Origin of the sequence: uncultured Methanobrevibacter sp. (assembly GCF_947170395.1) — an archaeon.
Classification (GTDB): domain Archaea; phylum Methanobacteriota; class Methanobacteria; order Methanobacteriales; family Methanobacteriaceae; genus Methanocatella.
In genome coordinates, this window is record NZ_CAMVTE010000017.1 from 1 (window position 1) to 13,967 (window position 13,967).

Annotated in this window: 16 protein-coding genes and 1 tRNA gene; 7 read left to right on the forward strand and 10 right to left on the reverse strand. The window is 33.0% G+C overall.

The window, feature by feature from the left end; genetic code table 11:
* Positions 1–781 (reverse strand): glutamine synthetase family protein (locus Q0W04_RS05900; RefSeq protein WP_298501206.1); only part of this gene is annotated, 781 nt, incomplete at its 3' end.
* Positions 782–1,256: 475 nt separating this feature from the next.
* On the opposite strand from Q0W04_RS05900, the gene Q0W04_RS05905 reads away from it, so the two are divergent.
* The 3 genes from Q0W04_RS05905 (at position 1,257) to Q0W04_RS05915 (ending at position 3,780) form a co-directional block, all read left to right on the forward strand.
* Entirely contained in the window at positions 1,257–2,474 is a 1,218-nt protein-coding gene (locus tag Q0W04_RS05905) for an ammonium transporter (RefSeq protein ID WP_298501207.1), read from the forward strand.
* Positions 2,475–2,482: 8 nt separating this feature from the next.
* Positions 2,483–2,821 (forward strand): P-II family nitrogen regulator, encoded by a 339-nt coding sequence (locus Q0W04_RS05910; protein WP_292808613.1) that lies wholly within the window; start codon positions 2,483–2,485, stop codon positions 2,819–2,821.
* Between the two features lie 263 nt (positions 2,822–3,084).
* Complete coding sequence (locus Q0W04_RS05915) at positions 3,085–3,780, forward strand: DUF4013 domain-containing protein (RefSeq protein WP_298501208.1); 696 nt, start codon at positions 3,085–3,087, stop codon at positions 3,778–3,780.
* Between the two features lie 348 nt (positions 3,781–4,128).
* Here Q0W04_RS05915 and Q0W04_RS05920 read toward each other — a convergent pair.
* The 4 genes from Q0W04_RS05920 to Q0W04_RS05935 form a co-directional block, all read right to left on the reverse strand.
* Positions 4,129–4,200 (reverse strand) — tRNA-Gln (locus tag Q0W04_RS05920).
* Between the two features lie 110 nt (positions 4,201–4,310).
* Positions 4,311–5,633, reverse strand: a complete 1,323-nt coding sequence (locus tag Q0W04_RS05925; protein ID WP_298501209.1) for an AarF/UbiB family protein — start codon at positions 5,631–5,633, stop codon at positions 4,311–4,313.
* 130 nt (positions 5,634–5,763) lie between these two features.
* Entirely contained in the window at positions 5,764–6,540 is a 777-nt protein-coding gene (locus Q0W04_RS05930) for a DUF389 domain-containing protein (protein WP_298501210.1), read from the reverse strand.
* A 122-nt stretch (positions 6,541–6,662) separates the two neighbouring features.
* The gene (locus Q0W04_RS05935; RefSeq protein WP_298501211.1) at positions 6,663–6,842 is read right to left on the reverse strand and encodes a hypothetical protein; all 180 of its coding nucleotides are present in this window, start codon (positions 6,840–6,842) and stop codon (positions 6,663–6,665) included.
* A gap of 188 nt (positions 6,843–7,030) precedes the next feature.
* Between Q0W04_RS05935 and Q0W04_RS05940 the strand changes: the two genes are divergently transcribed.
* From Q0W04_RS05940 to Q0W04_RS05950, 3 genes are all read left to right on the forward strand, one after another.
* The gene (locus tag Q0W04_RS05940) at positions 7,031–7,735 is read left to right on the forward strand and encodes a potassium channel family protein (protein WP_298501212.1); all 705 of its coding nucleotides are present in this window, start codon (positions 7,031–7,033) and stop codon (positions 7,733–7,735) included.
* Between the two features lie 378 nt (positions 7,736–8,113).
* Positions 8,114–9,709 carry an AarF/ABC1/UbiB kinase family protein gene (locus Q0W04_RS05945; protein WP_298501213.1) on the forward strand — a complete coding sequence of 532 codons (1,596 nt, stop codon included), beginning with the start codon at positions 8,114–8,116 and terminating at the stop codon, positions 9,707–9,709.
* A gap of 263 nt (positions 9,710–9,972) precedes the next feature.
* On the forward strand, positions 9,973–10,767 hold the full coding sequence (locus tag Q0W04_RS05950; RefSeq protein WP_298501214.1) for a zinc ribbon domain-containing protein: 795 nt from the start codon (positions 9,973–9,975) through the stop codon (positions 10,765–10,767).
* Positions 10,768–10,845: 78 nt separating this feature from the next.
* Here the strand turns inward: Q0W04_RS05950 and Q0W04_RS05955 are convergent, their stop codons facing one another.
* The 3 genes from Q0W04_RS05955 to Q0W04_RS05965 all read right to left on the reverse strand — a co-directional run bounded on the left by Q0W04_RS05955 (position 10,846) and on the right by Q0W04_RS05965 (position 12,332).
* A complete protein-coding gene (locus Q0W04_RS05955; protein ID WP_298501215.1) occupies positions 10,846–11,235 on the reverse strand; it encodes a hypothetical protein in 390 nt (129 codons plus the stop codon).
* 91 nt (positions 11,236–11,326) lie between these two features.
* The gene (locus Q0W04_RS05960; RefSeq protein ID WP_298501216.1) at positions 11,327–11,746 is read right to left on the reverse strand and encodes an RNA-binding protein; all 420 of its coding nucleotides are present in this window, start codon (positions 11,744–11,746) and stop codon (positions 11,327–11,329) included.
* Between the two features lie 28 nt (positions 11,747–11,774).
* A complete protein-coding gene (locus Q0W04_RS05965) occupies positions 11,775–12,332 on the reverse strand; it encodes a 50S ribosomal protein L15e (protein WP_298501217.1) in 558 nt (185 codons plus the stop codon).
* A 182-nt stretch (positions 12,333–12,514) separates the two neighbouring features.
* Between Q0W04_RS05965 and Q0W04_RS05970 the strand changes: the two genes are divergently transcribed.
* On the forward strand, positions 12,515–12,916 hold the full coding sequence (locus Q0W04_RS05970; protein WP_298501218.1) for a DUF3795 domain-containing protein: 402 nt from the start codon (positions 12,515–12,517) through the stop codon (positions 12,914–12,916).
* 178 nt (positions 12,917–13,094) lie between these two features.
* On the opposite strand, the gene Q0W04_RS05975 is transcribed toward Q0W04_RS05970, so the two are convergent.
* Entirely contained in the window at positions 13,095–13,517 is a 423-nt protein-coding gene (locus Q0W04_RS05975; protein ID WP_298501219.1) for a DUF3021 domain-containing protein, read from the reverse strand.
* Between the two features lie 8 nt (positions 13,518–13,525).
* The gene (locus tag Q0W04_RS05980; protein WP_298501220.1) at positions 13,526–13,966 is read right to left on the reverse strand and encodes a LytTR family DNA-binding domain-containing protein; all 441 of its coding nucleotides are present in this window, start codon (positions 13,964–13,966) and stop codon (positions 13,526–13,528) included.
* Between the last annotated feature and the right edge of the window lies 1 nt (position 13,967).

The window sequence follows — 13,967 nt, forward strand, 5'->3', positions numbered from 1 at the left end:
AGAAAATATTTTCCCCATCTTTAAATAGACTTTGATTACAGTGCATTCCACTACCGTTAATTCCAAGGAATGGTTTTGGCATGAATGTTGCTTTGAAACCTAAGTTATTGACAACTGCTTTAACAGCCTCTTTAAATGTTATAACCGCATCAGCTGTTTTTAAAGCATCAGCATATTTGAAATCGACTTCGTGTTGACCTGCTGCCACTTCGTGGTGACTTACTTCAACATCGAAATCCAATTTTTCTAAGCCCAGTACGATTTCCCTTCTGATGTCAGTACCCTGATCCAATGGTTCAACATCAAAGTATTCCGCTTCATCTGCAGGAACGTATTTTCCATTTTCATCTTTCCTTATAATGAAGAATTCAGGTTCAGGACCCATATTGAATTGATATCCTCTTTTTTCTGCTAATTGTAATGATTTTTTAAGAACACCTCTTGGATCACCATCATATGGTTGTCCATCAGTGGTAAAAATATCACATATAAATCTGGCAGTACCCTGCACCTCCGGCCTCCATGGAATTGTTGAGAAAGTGTCAATATCTGGTTTTGCAAGTAAATCACTGTCATTAATTGAAGCTAAACCTGCTATTGATGAACCATCAAACAGTAACCCGTCATTTACAATATCTTCAACATCACTTGCTTTTTTAAGAGGCACCGCCATACTTTTAGGCAATCCATGAATGTCTGAGAGCTGTAACTTCAAAAATTTTATATCATTTTCATCGATTGTCTTAATTACTTGGTCTAATTTGTTATCTTTTGCTGACATTTTTTCACATCATTTTTTGAGTATATTAACCACTAGTTTAATAATATGAAAAGTGGAAAAACACATTTGACTAAATGAATTTAATTAAATACATTGTCGGAAGGAAACTTCCTTCCGACTAATATTTATATCGGCATTGATATATAAATGTTTTGAAAATAGCAAAAATACAAACTAGAAATTCATCTTCTTTTTTCTTTATTTCCAAATATATATATTATTATATTGTCAAGTAGCCAATCTTTTTCAATATACACAATACATATTTAGTTTGCCTGTTGAATTAGCGAATTGCCAGAATATCCAATAACCGATTACCTAAATTTTTGAATATTAATCTCATTTTTTTGAAATACAAACCTTTAAATATTATAAACAATAATAGTTATATGTCGGAAGAATACTTCCGGCAAATATATTCCGATATATCGGATTAACAAATTATTATAAATTAAATTATTATAGAGAAGATAAAATGGATATTATATTTAGTTCAGGCGATACCGCATGGGTGCTTATTTGCAGTTTACTCGTACTTTTAATGAGTATTCCTGCAGTCGCATTTTTTTATGGAGGATTAAGTAAACGTAAAAATGTTTTAAACACAATTTTTTTAACTTTCATCGCATTTTCAATTGTAAGTGTAATTTGGGTGACATTCGGATATCAGTTTGCATTCGGTAGTGATATTTCCGGCCTTATCGGATCACCTACAAATTTCTTCCTGCAAGGAATTGCATTAGATGATTTAACTGGAACCATTCCAACATTATTATTTGTTATGTTCCAATGTGCTTTTGCAGGTCTGACTGTAGCACTTATTTCTGGAGCACTAGTTGGAAGGATGAAAACAAAAGCATGGATAATATTTACAATTTTATGGGCTTGTATAGTCTATGTCCCTGTAGCCCATTGGGTATGGGGAGGCGGATGGCTGGCACAATTAGGCGCCCTCGATTTTGCAGGAGGTGCAGTAGTTCATATGAACTCCGGTGTAGCAGCACTGGCCGTTGCATTAGTATTAGGTAAAAGAAAAGACACTTCACTGATTCCGCACAACTTAGGATATGCAGTTCTCGGTGCAGCATTACTCTGGTTCGGATGGATGGGATTCAATGGAGGATCAGGACTTGCAGCTGATGGACTTGCAGCAAATGCAATAATCGTATCAAACGTTGCAGCTGCATTAGGTCTAATCGTGTGGACTTCATTAGATACTTACATTGTTGGAAAACCTACAGTTTTAGGCGCTATTTCCGGAGCTGTTGCAGGTCTTGTAGCAATTACTCCTGCAGCAGGATTTGTCGATGTTCCTGGAGCAATGGTGATTGGTGCAATAGCTCCATTTGTATCATACTTTGCAATATACTACTTAAAAGCAAAACTCGGATACGACGATGCTTTAGATGTATGGGGAATTCACGGAATGTCTGGTGTTTGGGGAGCACTTGCAACAGGAATCTTTGCAGTGCCTTCCGTAGGCGGAGTTGCAGGATTAATTGCAGGAAATCCTAACCAGGTGGTTATTCAAATAATCAGTATTGTTGCCACACTCGGATACTCATTTATTATAAGCTTTATACTTGCTAAAGTTCTAGACAAAACATTAGGCGGAATAAGAGTAGAAGATCATGAAGAAATCGGAGGTCTCGATGCAAATCTTCATAAAGAATCAGCATATAATCTTAACTAGGTGTGAAAATGAAAAGTATAGTTGCTATTATTAGACAAGAAAAATATCAGGACGTTAAAAAGGCCCTTTTAGATGTAGGCTGTGAAGGTATGAACGTCACTGAAGTAAAAGGGCGAGGAAGTCAAAGAGGAATTAGAGAAACTTACAGAGGATCCAGTTATTGTATTGATTTAATTCCAAAAACACGTATTGAAATTGTTGTCAAGGATGAAGGTGTTGACACCATTATAGAAGCAATTAAAAAAGGTGCATACACTGGAAATATTGGAGATGGAAAAATATTCATTTATCCAATCGATAACGTGATTAGAATAAGAACCGGTGAAGAAGGGGATAAAGCAGTGTAGTCATACCATTACAAATTTAAAAATTAATATTATGAAGTGTATTCACTTCATTATCTTTTTTTATATTAAATCAGCACCCATTACATTATCTTTGTTGAATACCAACTAAAGAATGTCAAACTCTTTTTTCCCAATATATGTAATTGATACCAAAATTATGGCCATGAATTAAATTTATATGTCTCCAAAATTTAAATACCTTAAAATGTTAATTATATATTATTTGTTTAAAAATACTTAGCTTCCATTTGGAGTCTGTTTGTATGAAATTATTTGTTGGTTACATTGGCAATGCAGTAAGATATGCATTAAGCGACAGAAAGGGAATCATAGTAATCAGCACCCTCATGGCAATTACCTCCATTGCCACCGCAAACCACCATCTCAACTCCTTCTGGAGAATGTTAACTGTAACTCTGCTTATTGTTATGGGATACGGATCATATGTATCGTGGTATACTCTTAAAGGTTCAGATGAACATCCAAAAATCACCAATTTAAAAAAGCTGACCTGGGAAGGATTTAAAAAATCCGCAATTACATTTATTTATTCCATAGGTCTGACTTTCTTTTTTCATCAGGCAAAAGTGAATTTGAACGGCAAAATTATACTTTCAGTAATTTTCATTACCCTCTTTGCACTGACATACCTGTGTTTAATCGCAGGATTATTAAACAGATACCTGCATAAAGGAAAATTTATAGAGGCCTTCAATCTCCGTGAAATATGGGCTTTGGTAACTTTATTTGACATTAGATCTTTTTTAAGGGTTATAGGTGCAGTTATCCTCTCACAGGCATTTGCAATTTCAGTCGTTGTCGGATTCAGTGACGGATTCGATTTAATCGAACTTCTGAAATCCCTTTCAACATTCTTTTTGGCGCCGTTTTTCTATATTGCTGCCAAAAGATTTGTCGGTTTGAACGTCCGTGAACTTCTAAAGAATACCTCAAAATAGACATATGGAGAAAAGTAACACAACCCACATGAGTTTTAATAAAACATAGCTTTTAAACAGCTTCTTAAATATGGTAAAGTTTTATATCAATATGTATAGTTTGTAGAAATCCTCATTTACATTGAATATTAGTTGGATTTCATCACCAAAATGTGAATATATATTATGTGAAATCCTGCTTTGAAAATGGCAAATGAAAAAAAGAATTGAGAGATATTATCAACTATCACATGAGTTTCTTATAACTCTCTTCAAAGAATGAACCGTATTTTTCAAATATCGCGAGAGTTGCTACCTCTTTAAAGTCGAAAAAAATAGTAAAGAAATCAAAATAATTGGATAAACAAATAGTCCCGAGCGGAGTCGAACCGCTATCTTTGGGTCCAGGGCCCAAAAGGATTGCCACTACCCCACGGGACTATGCAATTATTTTTAGAAATCATCATATATAAATTAATTCTAAAAAAAAGTAGAGATAAAAGTAATGAAACTCTATTGAGTTTTCTTAAAATTATCTCATACATTAAAATTTAATCCTTAAGATATTTAAAAATTAAATATACTCCCATAACTGCACTTAATACGAATCCTATAAATCCAATTGCAGAAATGTCCCAGACTTTTGGCCCTTTATCTGCCAAGATTGCGATAGATGAACCAACAAGCAATGCAGCTACAATTAATGATATGGATAACTGATTTTTCAAATCATCCAAACCAGTGTGGTTCATATTTAATTCTATTTCGCCTTTTTCAACCTTGTCAAGGGTGCTGTTAAGTCTGTCAGGCAAATCTTTTAATAAATGTTCAATTTCAACAATATAGTTAAATCCGCCTCCAACAAGGTTTCCAGGTTCGAATTTTGATTTAATCATGTCTTTAGCGAATGTTTCAAGTTCACCTGTAAGGTTGAAATGTGGATCTAATTTGTCTCCAGCTTCCTCAATAAGTATTATTCCCCTTCCAATCATTACAAACTCTCTTGGAAGAACAATATTGTGGTTAATCATTACATTCATCAAATCATCAAATATTCCATCCATCTGGTCCATGTCAACACCAATGTAGGCATTCAATAGGTCGTCAACATCTTCTCTAAACTCATCAGTGTTCTGTTCCGGAGTGATAATGTTCATGTAAAGCAACTGATTAATTAAATGATGTGAATTTCCATCCAACAGAAGCAGGACTAATTGAGCGAAGTTTGAACGGAATGTGTCGTTGACTACCCCCATCATTCCAAAATCAATGTAACAAAGTCTGTTATCGCGGGTTACAAATAGATTACCTGGGTGTGGGTCTGCATGGAAAAATCCGTCAATCAATACTTGTTTTAAGTAGGATTGGCATCCGTATTGTGCGATTTCTGCATTGTTGATGCCTTCGATTTCATTGTCATATAATTCAGTCACTTCATACCCATCAATAAGTTCCATATTTATGAGCTTGGAAGAACAATATTCTGCGATTTCCATAAAAAATACAGTGACATAAACTGTAATAAGTCCTAGTAAAATGAATATTATGAAAATAACTGGATCATGCTCATATAATAATGAAATTGTTTCAGATATATTTAAGATAAATTCTTTAAGTTCAAAGATTGGAAAATCAAGCAATATGGAAATCAATCCTAAAACGGAAACCTGTATCGTCAAATAAAAAGTATATACAACAGCTCCTTTTAAACCAAAATTAATCAATTCATTAAATTTTATTTTAGGTAGACTTTTACCTCCGTTAATCACATCCTGAGTAATCTTTAATCCATAGCCCAATACTATTAAAAGCACAATTAATGAGGTTGACTCCATGAGCCCGCCAACTACATGAGTTATGGTTTCAAAAATCATGAATTGGACTAAAACAATACTGAAAAACCATTTATTCCCCAGAAATATTTAAATGAACCTTTAAGCATTGAATTTGGCATTGTAAAACCTCATTTTAATGTTATCCCCATCTTTTCAGCCAGGGTTTTGCTTAATGCATCATGAAATAAACCGCAGCTATACTTGGCAGCACAATGATAATTGTATTGACAATCATCCTGAAACGACGTCTTTTCCATTGTTTTGGTGTTAAATCTCTCATTTTCGGAATTTTCAAAATACTCAAAATAATTCCTGCAGACATGAAAATGAAATAGGTATTGATGAGGAACAGGTATCCTGCCCCAAGGAGCATGTCCCATCTTCCGTTTGCAACGGAATATCCGCAGGTACATAGTGGCGGCATTAATGCGGTTGCAATTGCAACACCCGGAATAATAGTGTTTGCCTTGTCCTGTCTGGTCTGCCCGATGATTCCTGCAAGTCCTCCGAAAAATGCTATGAGTACATCAAAGAATGTTGGTCCTGTTCTTGCCAGTAATTCAACTGTCGGTTCCTTAACAGGAGAAAAGAAAAAATATATTGCTGCTGCACTAACACTGATTAAAATCTGCATTACAAAACCTACCGCATGCTTTCGAAGAAGCGGATAATCAGATGCCACACTAGCATATGCAGAAGCGAGAATGCTTCCCATCAAAGGCGAAATCAGCATTGCCCCAATAATTACTGCAGTTGAACTTACATTAAGACCAACTGAAGCAATTACCATCGCACATACCAGCACACACATATTTGTGCCTGTAATTTTTCCACCATCCAGAAGGCGTGAACGGATCTCCTCATTTGATGCGGAATCTTCGGATAATGAAAATATCCTTTTAATTTCATCTTTTAATGTTTCCTTATGCTTGTCATGTTCACTCATTTTCTCATTCCATCAAATATCATAAAAACTTTTTAAAAATAAATCATACCTTTTCAAATATTAAAAATTAAAGTAGAAAAATTTTTAGAAATAAATCAACTTCTAAAAATTTCCTAAAAATATTAATGTCCCTTAATATAAAGAACAATTCCTGCTATAATAGCAATTAAACCTAAAATGGACACTATATTGAATGCAAATCCCATCAATTTAAAACCTATCTTTAAAAATAATGGCCCTACTGCACAGAATAATAATATTAAACCTACGATTATAGCAATTATTCCACCGATTCCTCTCATTGTTTCACCGCCATCCTTAGTTAGTTACTATATTACTAATTAAAATTATGGAGATAATCTTATATATAAACTACATTTTTTTAACACAAAAATCCCTTGAAAAAGTATTCTCCATCACTTTAAGATACAGTTAATTGGTTCGGACTAACGAACAACTTTAAATAGTGTTATATGTCAAATATCTTTTCATGGGAGAACATAAAAAACAATTATTATATCTGACACTTATATTTCTAACAGTTATAGATGTGTTATTAATGGCATATGTATTGCTTCATCCAAGTGATTTGGCATTAAGATATAGTATTTTTGCCTTTGATTTAATTGTGTGTGTCCTGCTTTGGATAGAGTTCATTTATAGCTATTGGCATGCCAGTGATAAAAAAGAGTACTTAAAAAATAATTCAATGACTATTTTGGGAATGCTTCCGATTGATTTTATATTTTTCAGAGCATTAAGAATAATAAAACTAATTCAATTAATTAAATTGTTTGCTTTAGCTCGTGAAACCGAAGGAAAAATCTCCAAATTTTTAAAACAAACTTATCTTGATAAAATAATTTTTGTCATGATTATTTTTGTTTTTTCCATAACTGTTTTGATTCGCATTGTTGATTCCAATATCAATGATATTTTAACCGCTTTGTGGTATACTATTGTTTCTATGACCAGCACTGGTTATGGGGACATTATTCCAGCCACTAATTTAGGAAAGCTTATTGGAATGATTGCAATGACTGGTGGAATTCTAATCTTTGCTTCAATTACAGCAGTAATATCTTCACTCTACATGTCTAGAATTAGCAAGGATAACCATGATGAGCTAAAGTCAAAAATTGATGAGTTAAATTCCGAAATCGAAAAATTAAATAAAAAGATTGATGAGCTCTGAATATTTTAACTAAATAGCTGGCTAGTTCTAATGGTGAATTATTAAGACTATACAAAAATAGTACATACGCGGTGTACTAATCTGAACAATTGTCCAATAATCTTGTTTTAATATAATCTGCATTTCATTACAATGCAAAAAAAAGTTCAGACTAAATCAATAATGTGTAACTAAAACAAATTGTCCTAATGAAATATCACACAATATAGAAAATATAAATTTTTAAATCTAGTACAATGAATAAGATTTCTTATTAAAAATTTAACTATTTTTAGATTTTATAAGAAACTATTAATCTAATTTCAAGATTTAATCATATACTTAAATATGAGTTAAAATAAAAATCATATCAGATACTAATTTATTAGAGTGATAAAAATGGATAAAAAAACAAAAGAGCGTTTGGGCGAAATAAGGGAAGTTATTAAAAAATATGGCTTCGATGAAATTTTAGGTCAAACCGTGAAAAGCAAAATACACAAAAAAGACGTGGAGGAGGATTCATCTAATCTTTTATTGGATGATGAAATTCCCGTAAAATTAAGATTGATGCTTCAGGATTTGGGAACTACCTTCATTAAGTTAGGCCAGCTATTAAGTACAAGACCAGATATCGTCGGAGAAAAAATTGCAAACGAATTGGCCAACTTGCAGGATGATAATCCCGCCATATCCTATGACCAAGTCAAAACAATAGTTGAAAGGGAACTTGGTGGAAACATTGATGAGTTATTCGAAGACTTTTCACATGAACATTTGGCAACCGCATCCATAGGCCAGGTTCATGAAGCCCACTTGATTACTGGTGAGCGAGTTGCAGTCAAAGTGCAAAAAGAAGGCATCACCGATAAAATCGATCTTGACATAAGAATAATGAAATATATCGCCAATCGCGCAGATAAATTGAAATCCAATCTCAGAAAATTAAATCTTCCAGGAATCATGGAGGAATTTGACCGTTCAATTCACAAGGAAATAGATTACAACAATGAATTCATGAATATGCAACGCATTGAAATGAATTTTGTAGATAATCCGAAAATACACATTCCAGCCACATATTCCAAATACTGTACCGCAAAAGTCTTAACAATGGAATTCATAGATGGTACAAAACTGAATGACGTTTATGAAAGCGACAGTGACGAATTCGATAAAAAGCTTTTGGCAAAAAATGTTATCGATTCCTACCTTCAACAACTGTTCATTGACGGATTTTTCCATGGAGATCCACATCCTGGAAACATAATGATTTTAGAAGATAATGTTTTATGTTATCTTGATTTGGGCATGATGGGATTCTTTGACGAAGAATTCAAAAAGAATCTCTCCGAACTGATGATTCTATTGGTTGACCAGGATGTTGACGGATTAATTAATCAGCTAATGTATATGGACATTCTGGATTATCACATTGAAACAAGAACCTTGAAAAGAGATTTGAACGATTTGTTCGGAAGATACTTCGGTGTCGAACTAAATCGTTTCGATGGAATTTTAGAAGAACTGATGAGTCTTATGCAGGAATATGGCGTCATTTTACCAAATGAACTGGTTACAATGGCAAGGGGAATATCCATGGTTGAAGCAATTGCACATAATTTAGATCCGGAAATTGATATTTTCGCATCAATAGAACCGATTGCTAAACAAATCGCCAGACAAAGAATCAATCCTAAAGAGTATCTAAAAGGCAAGAAAAGCAATATAATCTTATATGAACACATGCTTCAGGCATTGCCAAAACTCCTTACAAGAACCATTCACAAGATTGACAATGAAGAATTGAAATTTAAGTTTGAAGTCGACATTAACGACAAGGTTTCAATAGTTGCATTGGTTTGTGCACTCCTAATAGGTTCTTCAACTGTTACTTTTGGACCAATGGCATTTGACATGCCAGTAATTTCTTTAATCGGCTATATAATAGCCATAATCTTAAGTATTATTGGCATTAGAAAATTTGTGTTTTGAACTTCCGCCAACTTTTAAGAAGTTGAGGTATTCTTGCATATTTATAATAAATATCGAATTATGAGGAATATTTTTTCTTCATTATCATCTTTTTTTAAATTTCATCTTTTCAAAAAAAAAAAGATAATTTTCTTAGTTCATTTTAGGCGGATTTTTCAATTTCTTCAAGCACCACATAAATGATTTAGCAATTATGTACACAATATATAAATAAGTTCTTTGACTGAAATTTGTTTAAGAATACTATTTGAGAAGGGGATAATATGGCCAATTTTTGTAGTAACTGCGGATCAAAATTAAGAAAAGAGGATAATTTTTGCTCTAACTGTGGAGTTAAAATAGATAAATCCGATATGGGACAGAACCCTCATTTAAACTCCATGCCCGACAGCATAGAAAAAGAGATGGCCAAAAAAGAACTTAAAAGAGTAGTGGGTGGACGAATATTATACAATAAGACTTTTGGTAATGAATTACACAGAAATGGTTTAGATGTTGTCATTACTGGAAAAGCTATCAGACAACAAGTTGAAAAGGAAATAGACTCCGGTCAAATTAAAAGTGAAGAAGTGGAATTTAGGGTGAATCAATTAATACTTGAATACAAAATCAAAAAAGAAACTAGAATAGCTAAAGAAAAAGAAGAAGAAAATAAAAAACTAAAAATGATTGATGAGATATTTGAATCCGAAGAAATCAAATCCGAAATAAGAAAAAACAATATTTCCCAAATTGATGTAATTTCCATCAAAGCTACTCTAAAAGATAAGCTTATCAATAAAAGAGAAAATATGAGTGAAAGCGAAATCAAACACTTCATAAAAGCCGTATTTGAAAAAGTGGGCAAACCCGAAAAAGCTAGAATCACCAAAGAAATGGAAAATAATGAAATGAAATCTGGAGGATATTGTAGTTTGAATTGCAGACATTGCTACGAAGAATTTTTAGATAGGGGAGGAGGGATAGTTGGTGATTTTGATAGTGAAGGGTATGTCGAGTACTACTGTAGATTAGGACATTCCATTTCATTTGGAAGTTTTTGTAAATATTATAAATGAATTGCTATAATTGCTAAGTTTTAGATATTTTTAACAACAATATCCTAAATGATACCGAAAAGCACAAAAATATATTAATTATTTAGAAACTACAGTAACATTACCCTCATAGGTACATCCTTGATATTTGCCGCTGCCTGCAAATGTAAAATCACCATAATAATTATCTTTACCCGCATCAGGCAAGTACTCGGCATTTTCAATCGTGAATTCACCCTTTTCATTAGTGGTAGCATCCACCAATGTCCCCATCTCATATCCAGGTTTGTGATAAGTTATTGTCATATTGGCTACACCGTAACCGTATGCATCAACCAGCATTCCTGAAAAAGATTCGTTTTCAGAAACCTCAGTTGCGTTGACAATTATAAAAGTAGGCACCTCATTATTGAATTGATAGAGAAATACTCCTATACATACTACCAATGCAATTAACAGGACTATCAGATATTTGCTTTGTTTTTCCATTCAATCACCTTAATGATATATTGGATAAATAATCAAATAAATTTAACTTTTTAGTTAGAGACATTCCATAATCAACATCGAATAATTTGGTTCATTCATTTAAAATGGCTTCACGAACCTTACTGACGGCAATTTCTTTTTTTGCAGGATAAGCTGCAATCTTTACTTTCAGATGGATTGAATCGCCGGAATCCAAAATGGTCCATTTTTCATCAAAGGCATCATTTTTATCAAATCTTAAAAACCAGTTGCCCTTTTCATCCATTTTACGCTCTAAATCATCATTAAGTTTATTTAAATCTGTCCACTCCAAAAGAGTGTTAAAAAAAGTTTTTGTGTATCTTTTCTTGGATACTGTTCCGGACAAAATTATTATTTTGTCTTCAAGAATTCCTTCAGCTTCTTCTGCTTCGATTTCAGCTTCAGGAAGAATGTTTAAAATGGCCTGAGAAATTTCATCGACACTTTCATTTTCATAAACGAAAGCCCTAAATTTAATATTATGAATCATTTAAATCAAAAAAAGGATTGAAGAAAAATTAGATTTTTCTTCTTCTGGCTTGTTCAGAGCCTTTTCCTTTAGATTTGATTCCACGTCCTTTGTTTCCAGCACTGGTTAAGCCTCTGAGAGCTCTGTTAGTGTGTTTTTTGGAGCAAATCCAATTGATTTTTTTATCGTTAATAATTGAAGGACTGTTAGGATCAACTAAAATTACTTCATAATATTTATGTTTTCCGGTAGACCATACCCAGTAAGAGTTTAAAACTTCCATGTTAGGGTATTTTTTAGCTACACGTTCTTCAGCAATTCTTTGAATAGATTTAGCTTGGGTAATTTTGTTTACACCCATTCTTTTAGGTTTACGACCATTGAAACGACGGGTTTTTCTTCTTCCACCACGTCTTACTCTGGTTCTTACTACAACGAAACCTTTTTTAGCTCTGTAACCTAAACTTCTAGCTCTGTCGAGTCTGGTAGGTCTTTCAATTCTTTGAACTGCTTTTTGTCTTCTCCATTTAGGAGCTCTTTGCCACATGAGTTCACGTACGTAGGACTCATCTGGGTTTTTCCATGCGTCTCTAATATATTTATACATAAATAACACCTTTTTGTTCAGCCACAAGGGCCACATCCATATGGGAACTTATCCCAAAAAAAGTATTTTAGAACTGTTATAAAATAACAGTAATAAACTATTTTATTTTATTTATTTATAAAAGTATCGTTATTTTCGAAATTTTAAATAAATTTATTACTGCTGAAAATAAATTAAATACTATGAAAATGCCTGATGAAATCAACTCAAAACTACTTGCACCATGTGGAATCAATTGCATAAGCTGTGAAAAATATCAAAATCCATGTGCAGGATGTCTCATTAGTGATGACGGAAAAAACAAAGCCAGTTTAAAATGCAAAATTAAAACCTGCTTTGATTCCAAAAACTTTAGCTATTGCGGACGCTGCAGCGAGTTTCCATGCCCCCTAATGAAAAAACACTCAAAAAAGTATGTTAAAAGACATGACTTGAACACACTTGAAAGTGCAAAAAGAATAAAGACTACCGGCATCGGACGGATGATGGCGCAGGATAGGGAAAAGTGGTTATGTCCGAATTGTGGAGGAGTTGTGAAATTCCAGACAAAAGCCTGCAGCGAGTGCGGATTTGAAATTGATTAAAATAAAGATATGGTTAATAATTTCAACAGTTAAATATGAAAACACCTATTTAATTTTATGTTAAATTAATTTAATAACAGTTATTTTAAAAAAACCCCTATAAAAAATATTGAAACTAATTAAATAGTAGAAATTTATGAAAAAATAAAGAAAAAATGATAACTAAGAACATTCACTCTTAATTATTCAGTTTATTGTTTAACTCACGGGCCAGCAAATAATAGTAGATATAAAAACCTAACCATGAAACAGATGCAAATATGCAAGCTATTGCAACCCAGGTTATTACTGGTTCCCAGCCCAGATTAATAGGCATCCATTTTAAGTAAATTGCAACAATAAACAGTGCAGTCATTCCAATACCCATCTGGAAGATTATCTGAAGAGGAAAAGCAATTTCATCTTTTTCATAAATCAGTCCGGTTAAAGAAAATACCCATCCAACAACAATAGAACCGAAGAATGCGTTGATTATTTCAGTTCCTGAAAACTGGACATTGGAAGGACCATAACTAAAAGAACCCACTACCATTACAAGCATTACCATGAAGCACCCGATAAATGCGCCCATTGCCAATCTTCTGATTAAATTTACTTTCATATTGCCACCTATAAATCCAAAGCGTTCTTGAAATCCGGCAGATATTTTCTTGAAATATTATCTTTTAGACCATTTTTAAGTTCTATAAACATCATACCCCTTAAAGAAGGAGCTACACGACTAATTTTTTTCAAATTAACGATAGTTGTCTTTGATATCCTTACAAAATCATTATTTAAAGTTTCTTCAACCTGATATAATGGCTTTTTAATTAGATATTCACTGTTTTCAGTATAAACTTTAACCTGTTTTTCCTCAACTCTTAACATGTAAACATCACGAAATTCCAGAAGAGCAATATCTGATCCTTTTTTAACGGCCAGCATGTCCTTTGAATCATCACTTTCCAAAATAGATATTGCCTTTGAAATATTGTCCGTCAATTCATTTGTGTGAATATCTGCATAAGGTTCATCAATGTCTCTTGATACAAATAAATTTACTTTCATG